This is a genomic window from Shimia sp., from assembly GCF_041624275.1.
GTDB lineage: Bacteria > Pseudomonadota > Alphaproteobacteria > Rhodobacterales > Rhodobacteraceae > Shimia.
Genome location: NZ_JBFJVE010000113.1, coordinates 1 through 9,983, shown reverse-complemented (window position 1 = coordinate 9,983; position 9,983 = coordinate 1). Strand labels below are relative to the sequence as shown.

The following is a 9,983-nucleotide window of genomic DNA, read 5'->3' as shown; positions in this document are numbered from 1 at the left end:
ATGTGCCCTGTTTTCTGAAGCGGGACAAGCCCATGTGAGCGGGCCGCCGATCCGAAGCGGCCGGGGCGCCGGTGGCAAAAAAACCGCGCTGCCAGCGCATTGCAGGTTTGTTTCACCCCCGCCAATCCGCTAGGTAATTGTTGAGGAATTCGTGCATTGTTTCGGGTTCGGAAACGTTGAGGCGGCGGAGACGGGTGTGAATGGGGCAGGGTAAGACAAGCTTGGTGCAGCGGCTCTATCAAAGGGCCGTGGCCCGGTATTGGGCCCGCAGCGCCAGGTCCGCCGCGACCGCCCGGCTTGCTGTGCTGCGCCAGCAGAGCCAGAAGGCGCAGGACCTGCGGCGTCATCTCAACCGGGTGATCGCGGTTTCGCAAAGCCGCCTGGCGCTGCCCCTGATCGGATCCAACAGCTTTCCCAGGCCGCATGGCACCGATTGGGCCTGGCGGCCCGAGCTTTGGCGCCAGCCTCTCGACAGGGTCGGCATCGCCTCGGTCGCCAATCGCGAATCCCTCGGGGCAGAGGTGACGCTGTTCCACGATTGCGCGGTTTCCGAGGTGACGCTGCGCCAGATCCGCAACACCCGAGAAGCCGACCTTGCCCCCTTCGGGGTGTCGATGGACGTGCTGGGTTTCGACGGGTCTTTCCTGTCGCTGGTGGTGGACCTGCCAGACGAAGCGGTGCGGGGGCTGAAGCGCAGCCACGTGATCCGCCTCGACACGATCGTCGAGCAGGAAAGCCCGCTGGAGATCTTTGTCCGGCTCAACGTCAAGCACGGCCCCAATACCGAACAGGTGGTGCACGAACTGCCGGTCAACCAAGAGGTCAACACGGTCGAGTTCGACCTGGCCTATACGAAACTGAACGAAAAACGCGTCGAAAAGGCCTGGGTCGACCTGATCTTCGAAGGTCCGGAAATGAACCGGGTGATCCTGCGCGACGCCACCTTCAGCCGCCGGCCACGGGCCGAATTCTGAAGTCGCCCCGAGGAGAAAGCATCATGACAGACTGGACGCTGACCAAGACCCGGCTGCTCGCCGGCATCTGGGAAGGGGCCCTGACCGGGCCGGCCGGTGCGGTGCCCGAAATCGTGGTCAGCCATCTCAGCAGCCCGATCGAAGGGGTCGAGGTGACCGAGGACGCGGCGCAGAAGCGCTGGGTGGTGCGGATCCCGATTCCCGCCGAGGCGATCAGCGACGGCGTGCAGACCTTGGTCATCACGGAACAGTCCAGCGGTGCCTTCCTCGACCGGATCACGATTATTGCCGGTGACGTGCTGGCCGATGATCTTCTGGCCGAAATCGACCTGCTGCGGGCCGAGCTGGATCTTCTGAAAGGGGCGTTTCGGCGCCATTGTTCCGAGACCCGCTGAGGCGCGGGGCCGGCCCGTTCAATAGTGGCTGGTATAGCCGCCGTCGACGGCCAGCACCTGCCCGGTGAGATAGCTGGCGGCGGGCGAGGCGAGAAACAGGATCGCCGGTGCTAGTTCGGCGGGTTCCCCCCATCTGCCAAGCGAGGTCGCCTGCGCCAGACGCGCGGCAATCGCCGGGTCGGCGGCGGCGGCACGGTTGGGCTCGGTCCTGAAGAACCCTGGCGCCACCGCGTTGACGTTGATCCCCCTCGGGCCAAGCTCGGCCGCCAGGCTGCGGGTCAGGCCGTTGAGCCCGGCCTTGGCCGTCGTATAGGCGGCATCGCCCGATTGCGCGATGATCCCGGCGATCGACGAGATGTTGACGATGCGCCCGCCCGGCGCCATCTGCGCCGCCGCGCGCTGGCACAGCATGAAGGGCGCCACGAGGTCGACCTCCAGCAGGCGGCGAATGTCGTCGCGGCTGAACTCGGGCAAAGTTCGCCGGTCGCGCATGCCGACATTGTTCACCAGAACCTGAAACCCGTTGCCCGCCGTCGCGATGCTGTCGAAGGCGGCGTCGACCGCATCGTCGTCGGCGACGTCAAAGGCCAGCGCATGGGCCCTGCCGCCGGCGTCGCGGATCGTTGCGGCGGCAGCCTCGGTCTTGCCGGCGTCGCGGCCATTGACCCAGACCGTGGCGCCGGCCTCGGCCAGCAGGCGGGCGGCGGCGAACCCCAGTCCGCTGTTGGAACCGGTCACCAGCGCGGTCTGTCCGGCCATTGAAAATACGCCATAATCGGGCATGCGCCTCTCCCTGTCGTCGCGGGGGCATTCTGCCCCGCCGCCGCGGCTTGTACCACCGATTTCCGCTTGTGCCTTAACGGAAACCCGCCCGCTGACGCGGCGTTTTGCATGACAATTCCGCCGATTTGCGATTTTCTATCGCGACTTCTGAGGAGATACCCATGACCGACTACCCACACCTTCTGGCGCCGCTCGACCTCGGCTTTACCACCCTGAAAAACCGCGTTTTGATGGGGTCGATGCATACCGGCCTGGAAGAGACCAAGGATTGGAACCGGGTTGCCGAATTCTATGCCGAACGGGCCCGCGGCGGCGTCGGCCTGATCGTCACCGGCGGCATGGCGCCCTCAAGGGAAGGCGGGGTCTTTCCCGGTGCGGCCGGGCTGTTCACCGACCAGGACATCGCCAACCACAGGGTGGTGACCGACCGGGTGCACGCGGCCGGTGGCAAGATCGCCATGCAGATCCTGCATGCGGGCCGCTATGCCTATGGGCCGGAATGCGTCTCGTCCTCGGCGGTGAAGTCGCCGATCTCTCCCTTCCCGCCCAAGGAACTGGACGAGGAGGGGATCGAGAAGCAGATTCAGGATTTCATCACCGCCACCATGCGCGCCCGCGAGGCCGGTTATGACGGGGTCGAGATCATGGGCTCGGAGGGCTATTTCCTCAACCAGTTCCTGGTCACCCATGTCAACAAGCGCAGCGACCGCTGGGGCGGGTCATATGAGAACCGCATGCGCCTGCCGGTCGAGGTGGTGCGCCGCTGTCGCGAGGCGGTGGGCCCCGATTTCATCATCATCTACCGCCTGTCGATGATCGATCTCATCCCCAATGGCTCGACCCATGACGAGGTGGTGCAGCTGGCGCAGGCCATCGAACAGGCCGGCGCCACCATTCTCAACACCGGCATCGGCTGGCACGAGGCGCGGATTCCGACCATCGCCACCTCGGTGCCGCGCCGCGCCTTTGCCTGGGTGACGAAAAAGCTGATGGGCAAGGTCGGCATCCCGGTCATCACCTCGAACCGCATCAACACGCCCGAGGTCGCCGAAGAGGTGCTGGCCGAGGGCTGCGCCGACATGGTGTCGATGGCGCGCCCCTTCCTGGCCGACGCCGAATTCGTCAACAAGGCCGCCGAGGGCCGCGCGGCGCTGATCGCCCCCTGCATCGGCTGCAATCAGGCCTGTCTTGATCACACGTTCAGCGGCAAGCTGACCTCTTGCCTGGTCAACCCGCGTGCCTGTCACGAAACCGAACTTGCCGTCGAACCGGCGCCGACGGCAAGGAAGATCGCGGTCGTGGGCGCCGGTCCGGCCGGTCTGTCGACCGCCCTGACCGCATCGCAGCGCGGCCATGATGTCACGCTTTTCGACCGCGCCGACCGGCTGGGCGGGCAGCTCAATGTCGCCAAGCAGATACCCGGCAAGGAAGAGTTCTGGGGCCTTGTCGACTGGTACGAAGCCATGGTCGCGGCCTCGGACATCACCGTCAGTCTGGGCACCGAGGTCGCGGCCGACGACCTCGAGGGTTTCGACGAGGTGATCATCGCCACCGGCATCGTGCCGCGCGATCCGGGCATTCCCGGCGGCGACCGCCCCGAGGTGCTGAGCTATCTCGACGTCCTCCGCGACAAGAAGCCCGTGGGCCGTCGCGTCGCGGTGATCGGCGCCGGCGGCATCGGCTTCGACGTCTCGGAGTTTCTGGTCCACGAGGGCGAGAGCCTGACCGAGAACCTGCCTGAATGGATGAAGGAATGGGGCGTCGGCGACCCCGAAGTGACCCCCGGCGGTCTGGCGCCCGAGGGCCCGCAGCCGCATGCCCCGGCGCGCCAAGTCACGCTGTTGCAACGCAAGGCCAAGGCGCTGGGCAAGGATCTGGGCAAGACCACCGGCTGGATCCACCGCGCCGCGCTGAAGATGAAGAACGTGAAGATGATCGGCGGCGTCAATTACGAAAAGATCGACGATGCCGGCCTGCATGTTTCCTTTGGCGAGGCCCGCGAGACCCCGCAGGTGATTGCGGTCGACAACGTGGTGATCTGTGCCGGGCAGCTTTCGGACCGCTCTCTGGCCGAGGCGCTCGAGGCGCGCGGGGTGAGCTGCCACGTGATCGGCGGCGCCGATGTCGCGGCCGAGCTCGACGCCAAGCGGGCCATCAATCAGGGCACCCGGCTGGCGGCCAGCCTCTGAGCCACGCCCGGCGCCGGCGCTGCTGCCGCATCTGCGCGCCGCCCCGAACCGCAACACCCCGCGTCGGCCCCCGGCGCGGGTTTTCATTGCGCCGGCTGCGCGGCCCGTCCTAACTGGCAGCGCCAAGGCGGAGTGCAGCACATGGTATTTGTCACGATCCTTTTGGGCCTCATGCCCAGCTTCCTGATGGTGGGGCTCGGCGGGCTGGTGCGCGGGCGGCTTTCGGTCAATGCCTGGCAGGGGCTCGACCGGCTGAATTTCGAAATCCTGTTTCCGGCGCTGATCTTCGTCGCCGCCTCGGGGCGGCCGATCGCGGCCGAGGACCTGCTGCGCATCGGTCCCGCGGTCTGGGCGCTGCTGCTGGTCGGCCTTGGCTGTGGCTATCTGGCGCGGCGCTTCGGCCCGGTGCGTTTCGTCGATTTCGCCGGTGCCTGGCAGACCGCCTGGCGGTTCAACACGGCGATGGCCTTCGTCGCCGTGATGACCCTGAGCCAGCCGCCCTTGGCGGCGCTGGCGGTGGCGGTCGGGCTGGCCATTCCGGTGGCCAATGTCTTCGCGGTGACGGCCCTGTCGCGCGGCAGCGGCAGCCTGCGCCGGACCCTGCTGCGCGTCGCCGGCAACCCGTTCCTGATCGCCAGCGTCTCGGGGGTTGCGGTCGGGCTGAGCGGGGTCGCGGTTCCGGCGGTGATCCTGGCCCCGCTGCAAATGCTTTCCGAGGCGGCGATCCCGGTGGCGCTGATCTCGGTCGGGGCGACGATGAACTGGGGGGCGCTGGCCCGGCTGGACCGGTTCAGCGCCATCATCTCGGCGACCAAGCTGGTCATCATGCCGGCGGCGGCGCTGACCGGCTGCCTGCTGCTCGGGCCCGACCGGGCGATCGCCCAGACACTGGTTCTCTTTGCCGCCATGCCGACGGCCTCGGCGGCGCATGTGCTGGCCGCCGGTTTCGGCGCCGATCGCGAATTGTCGGCGACGCTCGTGGCGCAATCGACCCTGCTGGCGGCCCTTACCCTGCCGGTCTGGATCACGGTGATCGAACTGCTGTTCTAGCGCCGCAATCAGGTTTCACGGGTTGTTTCCACGCCGCAAACGATCCCTGACAAAACCCCGATATTGTCCGGGCTCCGCCCAGCTTCTGCCCAAATTGGCGCTGATAAAGAACCTCGGAAAAGATCGAGGACAGAGCAAGATGGATCGCCTGACAGAAATGGAAGCCTTCGCCACGGTCGTGGATCAGGGCGGCTTCACCGACGCGGCCAAGAAAATGGGCATCTCCAAATCGGCCGTGTCGAAACATGTCTCCTCGCTCGAGGCCCGTCTCGGAGCGCGCCTGCTCAACCGCACGACCCGCCGCGTCAGCCCGACCGAGATTGGCCTTGCCTATTACGACCGCGCCCGCCGGGTGCTGAACGATGCCGGCGAGGCCGACGCGCTGGTGACCTCGATGCAATCGGCGCCCTCGGGCCTGCTGCGGATCAGCGTGGCCACCGATTTCGGGGTCAACCACCTGAGCCCGGTGCTGGGAGATTTTCTGGTCGAGTTCCCCGACATCACCGTCAACATGGTGCTCAACAACCGCTATGTCGAACTGATCAGCGAAGGTTTCGACATGGCGATCCGCATCGGCGAACTCGAGGACAGTTCGTTGCGGGCCCGCAAGCTGACCGAGACCACGCGGCGGATGATCGCCAGCCCCGGCTATTTCGAGAAATACGGACGCCCGCAGAAGATCGACGATCTCAACGATCACAAGCTGCTGCACTATTCGAGCCAGGCCAATGGCGCGGTATGGAAACTGACCGCCCCCTCGGGCGAAAAGCGCCAGGTGCGCACCGGCGGCTGGCTGAGCGTCAACGACGGGCAGTCGCTGCTCAATGCGGCGGTGGCCGGCCTCGGCATCGCCTATCTGCCAAGCTTCCTTTACGCCGATGCGATGGCGCAGGGGCTGGTCGAGGATGCGATCCCCGATCTGCCGATCGAGACCCAGGGCATCTACGCGGTCTACCCGCCCGGGCGGTTCACCCAGCCCAAGGTGCGTGCCTTCATTGATTTCCTTGTCCATTCCTTTGCCGACAAGGGCCCCACCGACTGGTGAGGCAACGGTTTTTCCCCAGGCTTTCCCCAAGAAAGCAACCTGCCCGGGCCTGCCAAGTGCCCGGGCCTTTTCTTGTCGCCGCTCAGGGGGCCGAGACCAGCACCGCCTCGACCCGGCGATTGCGGTCGCGCCCCGCCGCCGAGGCGTTGCTGGCGAGCGGCGCGAGATAGCCGATCCCATGCGCCTCGATCTGCCCGGGGGCGACGCCCAGCCTTTCGGTCAGATAGACCTCGACCGCTGCCGCGCGGGCCATCGACAATTGCACATTGGGCTCGAGCGCCCCTTCGCTGTCGGTATGGCCGACCAGCGCAATGCGGCGGCCGTCCTTGGCCCTGAGCCATTGCGACAGCCGTATCAGCGATTCATAGTCGCGTTCGGCCAATGTCGAAGACCCGGTCTCGAAGGTCAGATCCCCAAGGACCACATGCCCGAATTCGGTCAGTTCGCGGGTCAGCGCGTCAAGCGTCCCGGCCGGCGCCTGCGGTGCGGGGGGCGTGGTTGCGGCGGGGCGGACCCTGTCGGGCCCGGTTGCCGCACGGGCCGCTGCCGGTGACACCTCTACCGTCTGGATCGTCGCCGCGCGTGCCGTGTGGCTAAGCATCACCGTCACCGCTTCGGTGCCCTTGGTACCGCCGCGCTTTGCCGACAGGAAACGGTAGTTCGACAGGTCGACGAACATGTCGGGCGGCGGCAGAACCAGCGCGTCAAAGCGGAAATCGAAACCGCCGCAATCCTCGGTCTGGCAGTGAAGGGCAATCTCGTAGCCTTCCGACACCAGCTGCGCGGCCAGAGTTTCCTCGAGCTCGCGCAGCATCAGCTGGCCGCCCTCGAGCCGCCAAGAGCGCACCCGGATCGCGCCGTGGACCCGTTCGCTCGGGGTGGTGCCGTCAAGGGTCGCGCCGACCGGCAGATCAAAGGCCCGCCCGGCCTGTAGCTGATCGGCCAGCGGCCGCGCCGCTGAAGGCAGGTCCGGCTCGAAGGCCAGGGCCAGATGCGGGGCGATCACAAGGGCAATCGCGAGGGCAAGCGCGGCTTTGGGGGTCATCTGAACTGGGCGTGATACTCGGGGTTGGGGCGCATATCGATGGCCGAGGCCATGCGGTTGGTCATGTTGTAGAAGGCGGCGACATTGGCGATGTCGAAGATATCGCGGTCGCCAAAGCCGACGTCGCGCAGCGCCTGCCGGTCTGCCTCCTCGATCACGCTGCTTTCCTTGGTGACTTTCGCCGCGAAATCCAGCATGGCGCGCTGGCGCGGATCGAGATCGGCGGCGCGGTAGTTCATCACCATCAATTCGCCGAGCTCGGGGTCTCCCGACAGCTGCCGCACCGCCGCGCCATGCGCGGTCAGGCAGTAGAAGCACTTGTTGATCGAGGACACCACGACCGCGATCATCTCGCGTTCCAGCTTGCTGAGGCCGCTGTCGCCCAGCATCATGTCGTTGTACATCGCCGTGAAGGCGTTCAGCTTGTCGATGTCAAAGGCATAGGCCTGAAGCACGTTGGGCACCAGCCCGAGTTTTTCCTGACAGATGTCGAAATATTTCCGGGTCTGGTCCGGCAGCGGATCGGCCATCGGCAGGTCCAGCGCTGAGATGCGGCTCATGAAATGTCCTTTTCATCGGCGAGAATGCGGTAGTGATAGGTTCCCACAACCGTCATGCCGAGGGAAGCATAGAGGTGGTTGGCACCGGTATTGGCGGTGGTGCAGATCACCGCAAGCGTGTGCCCGCCGCGCTCAAGCGTCCAGAAGGCGGCGCGTTTCATCAGCCAGCGGGCGATGCCCTGGCGGCGCTGAAAGGGCAGGATCTCGAGCGCATGCACCATGGCGATGCCGTCGTGCATGGCGATGAAACTGGAACCGGCCGGCTTGTCGTTCCAGCGCGACACGAAACCGGCCTTGGGTTTGCAGGCCCGGTCCATGACCGCCACCCGTTCCGGGCCGATGCCACCGTCGGCCCAGATCTCGCGCATGATGTTGAGCGGGCCGGTGGTTTCGATGGCGGCGGTGCGCGGCGGGCGCTCGGCGGTCAGCGCGGCAGCGTCGATGGCATACATGGTGACCGGATCGACGATGGCATAGCCCCTGCCGTCCAGCGCCGCGTCCAGCGCCGCGTCGCCCTCGCGGATCTGGAACAGGGGTGTCTGGCCAAGCCCGCGCATCGCCGCTTCGGCGGCGTCTATGTCGGCCGCGTCGAAGGCGCCGCAAAGATGGGCCGAAGACACCCGCTTGCCGCCGCCCCGGCCCTCGCCGATGCAGAAGGGGCCGCTGGTCAGGGTCGCGGCCGGGGGCCAGGTCGCCTCGATCACATGATAGAGTTTTTCCGCGTCGGGCAGGGTCATGCGAAGATCTCCGCGAGCTGGGCCATGGCGGCGTCGATGCGGGCGCCATCGGTGCCCCGGATCACGATATTGGCGCCAAAAGCGCCGTTCTTCTGGAACGGGTAGGAGCCGATGGACAGGTCCGGGAACCGCGCGGCGAGTTGCCCCAGAGGCTCGGCGATGTCGCCCTCGCCGCGGTCGATCCGCAGGCTTTGCGACAGCAGCGGCGCGCCCCCCGTCAGCCCCGGCAGGACCGAGGCCACCATGGCCTGGAACACCGCCGGCACCCCGGCCATGACATGGACGTTCTCGACCGTGAACCCCGGCGCCACCGACACCGGGTTGTCGATCAGCGTGGCGCCGTCGGGGATGCGGGCCATGCGCAGCCGCGCCGCATTCAGATCGAGGCCTGAGTTCTTATAGTGCTCCTCGAGCAGGCGGCGCGCATCGTCGCGCACGTCGATGTGGCGCTCGAAGGCCGCCGCGATACAGTCGGCGGTGATGTCGTCATGGGTCGGCCCGATGCCGCCGCTGGTGAACACCGTGTCGTGACGCCGCGCCAGTGCGCGCACCGCCTCGACGATGTCGTCGCGCTGATCGCCGACAATGCGCACCTCGGCCAGCGTGATCCCCCGCTTGGTCAACTCGCCCGCCAGGTAATGCATGTTGGCATCCTGCGTGCGTCCCGAAAGAATCTCGTCTCCGATGACAAGCATGGCGGCGGTGGGATTGGGCATGGCACTCTCCTTGTCAGACCACATGCGCAGGTATAGGGCTGGCCCATGCGCTTTCAAACCCCCCTTGTGCCCGCAGAGCTGATCCGCCGCTACAAACGCTTTCTCGCCGATGCGCGGCTCGAGGACGGCCGCGAGGTCACCGCCCATTGCGCCAACCCGGGCAGCATGATGGGTCTGGCCGACCCCGGCTGCCGGATCTGGCTCGAGCCCAATGACGACCCGAAGAAAAAGCTGAAATTCGGCTGGCGGCTGGTCGAGCACGACAGCGGCCATTTCACCGGCGTCGACACCTCGGTGCCCAACCGGGCGCTGAAGGCGCTCTTGCAAAGCCAAGGCATCCCCGAACTGGCGCAGTACCCGGTGGTGCGGCCCGAGGTCAAATACGGACATAGCAGCCGCATCGACTTCCTGCTTTCGGGCGGCGGCGCGGATCTCTACCTCGAGGTCAAGAGCGTGACCCTGTCCCGCCAGCCGGGGCTTGCCGAATTT

The 9,983-nt window shown here is 66.5% G+C and carries 11 protein-coding genes; 6 read left to right on the top strand and 5 right to left on the bottom strand.

Annotation, left to right across the window (positions count from 1 at the left end; all coding sequences use genetic code 11):
• Nucleotides 1–200: 200 nt before the first annotated feature.
• Both ABZD10_RS10035 and ABZD10_RS10030 read left to right on the top strand, forming a co-directional pair.
• Nucleotides 201–974 carry a DUF6478 family protein gene (locus ABZD10_RS10035; RefSeq protein ID WP_372886233.1) on the top strand — a complete coding sequence of 258 codons (774 nt, stop codon included), beginning with the start codon at nucleotides 201–203 and terminating at the stop codon, nucleotides 972–974.
• A gap of 23 nt (nucleotides 975–997) precedes the next feature.
• Complete coding sequence (locus ABZD10_RS10030) at nucleotides 998–1,369, top strand: hypothetical protein (protein WP_372886232.1); 372 nt, start codon at nucleotides 998–1,000, stop codon at nucleotides 1,367–1,369.
• Nucleotides 1,370–1,387: 18 nt separating this feature from the next.
• On the opposite strand, the gene ABZD10_RS10025 is transcribed toward ABZD10_RS10030, so the two are convergent.
• Nucleotides 1,388–2,128, bottom strand: a complete 741-nt coding sequence (locus tag ABZD10_RS10025) for an SDR family oxidoreductase (protein ID WP_372886231.1) — start codon at nucleotides 2,126–2,128, stop codon at nucleotides 1,388–1,390.
• 185 nt (nucleotides 2,129–2,313) lie between these two features.
• Here ABZD10_RS10025 and ABZD10_RS10020 point away from each other — a divergent pair, with 185 nt between their 5' ends.
• The 3 genes from ABZD10_RS10020 to ABZD10_RS10010 all read left to right on the top strand — a co-directional run bounded on the left by ABZD10_RS10020 (nucleotide 2,314) and on the right by ABZD10_RS10010 (nucleotide 6,436).
• Entirely contained in the window at nucleotides 2,314–4,341 is a 2,028-nt protein-coding gene (locus tag ABZD10_RS10020; RefSeq protein ID WP_372886230.1) for an FAD-dependent oxidoreductase, read from the top strand.
• A gap of 141 nt (nucleotides 4,342–4,482) precedes the next feature.
• Entirely contained in the window at nucleotides 4,483–5,391 is a 909-nt protein-coding gene (locus ABZD10_RS10015) for an AEC family transporter (RefSeq protein WP_372886228.1), read from the top strand.
• A 139-nt stretch (nucleotides 5,392–5,530) separates the two neighbouring features.
• A complete protein-coding gene (locus ABZD10_RS10010) occupies nucleotides 5,531–6,436 on the top strand; it encodes a LysR family transcriptional regulator (RefSeq protein WP_372886227.1) in 906 nt (301 codons plus the stop codon).
• An 82-nt stretch (nucleotides 6,437–6,518) separates the two neighbouring features.
• Here the strand turns inward: ABZD10_RS10010 and ABZD10_RS10005 are convergent, their stop codons facing one another.
• Genes ABZD10_RS10005 through ABZD10_RS09990 form a run of 4 tightly spaced genes read right to left on the bottom strand, consistent with a single transcriptional unit; the run spans nucleotide 6,519 to nucleotide 9,494 of the window.
• Nucleotides 6,519–7,481, bottom strand: a complete 963-nt coding sequence (locus ABZD10_RS10005; RefSeq protein WP_372886226.1) for an OmpA family protein — start codon at nucleotides 7,479–7,481, stop codon at nucleotides 6,519–6,521.
• Nucleotides 7,478–8,041, bottom strand: a complete 564-nt coding sequence (locus tag ABZD10_RS10000; RefSeq protein WP_372886224.1) for a peroxidase-related enzyme — start codon at nucleotides 8,039–8,041, stop codon at nucleotides 7,478–7,480. Before ABZD10_RS10000 ends, ABZD10_RS10005 begins: the two co-directional genes overlap by 4 nt.
• A complete protein-coding gene (locus tag ABZD10_RS09995; RefSeq protein ID WP_372886223.1) occupies nucleotides 8,038–8,778 on the bottom strand; it encodes a GNAT family N-acetyltransferase in 741 nt (246 codons plus the stop codon). The genes ABZD10_RS10000 and ABZD10_RS09995 overlap by 4 nt, the downstream gene beginning before the upstream one ends.
• The gene (locus ABZD10_RS09990) at nucleotides 8,775–9,494 is read right to left on the bottom strand and encodes a competence/damage-inducible protein A (RefSeq protein WP_372886222.1); all 720 of its coding nucleotides are present in this window, start codon (nucleotides 9,492–9,494) and stop codon (nucleotides 8,775–8,777) included. The genes ABZD10_RS09995 and ABZD10_RS09990 overlap by 4 nt, the downstream gene beginning before the upstream one ends.
• A gap of 45 nt (nucleotides 9,495–9,539) precedes the next feature.
• On the opposite strand from ABZD10_RS09990, the gene sfsA reads away from it, so the two are divergent.
• Nucleotides 9,540–9,983, top strand: a 444-nt coding sequence (gene sfsA / locus ABZD10_RS09985) for a DNA/RNA nuclease SfsA (protein WP_372886221.1), incomplete at its 3' end; no start/stop codon positions are given.

Bases quoted from the DNA above. Each gene is read 5' to 3' on its own strand.
- ABZD10_RS10035 (WP_372886233.1), top strand. From the start codon at position 201: ATGGGGCAGGGTAAGACAAGCTTGGTGCAGCGGCTCTATCAAAGGGCC.
- ABZD10_RS10030 (WP_372886232.1), top strand. From the start codon at position 998: ATGACAGACTGGACGCTGACCAAGACCCGGCTGCTCGCCGGCATCTGG.
- ABZD10_RS10025 (WP_372886231.1), bottom strand. From the start codon at position 2,128: ATGGCCGGACAGACCGCGCTGGTGACCGGTTCCAACAGCGGACTGGGG.
- ABZD10_RS10020 (WP_372886230.1), top strand. From the start codon at position 2,314: ATGACCGACTACCCACACCTTCTGGCGCCGCTCGACCTCGGCTTTACC.
- ABZD10_RS10015 (WP_372886228.1), top strand. From the start codon at position 4,483: ATGGTATTTGTCACGATCCTTTTGGGCCTCATGCCCAGCTTCCTGATG.
- ABZD10_RS10010 (WP_372886227.1), top strand. From the start codon at position 5,531: ATGGATCGCCTGACAGAAATGGAAGCCTTCGCCACGGTCGTGGATCAG.
- ABZD10_RS10005 (WP_372886226.1), bottom strand. From the start codon at position 7,481: ATGACCCCCAAAGCCGCGCTTGCCCTCGCGATTGCCCTTGTGATCGCC.
- ABZD10_RS10000 (WP_372886224.1), bottom strand. From the start codon at position 8,041: ATGAGCCGCATCTCAGCGCTGGACCTGCCGATGGCCGATCCGCTGCCG.
- ABZD10_RS09995 (WP_372886223.1), bottom strand. From the start codon at position 8,778: ATGACCCTGCCCGACGCGGAAAAACTCTATCATGTGATCGAGGCGACC.
- ABZD10_RS09990 (WP_372886222.1), bottom strand. From the start codon at position 9,494: ATGCCCAATCCCACCGCCGCCATGCTTGTCATCGGAGACGAGATTCTT.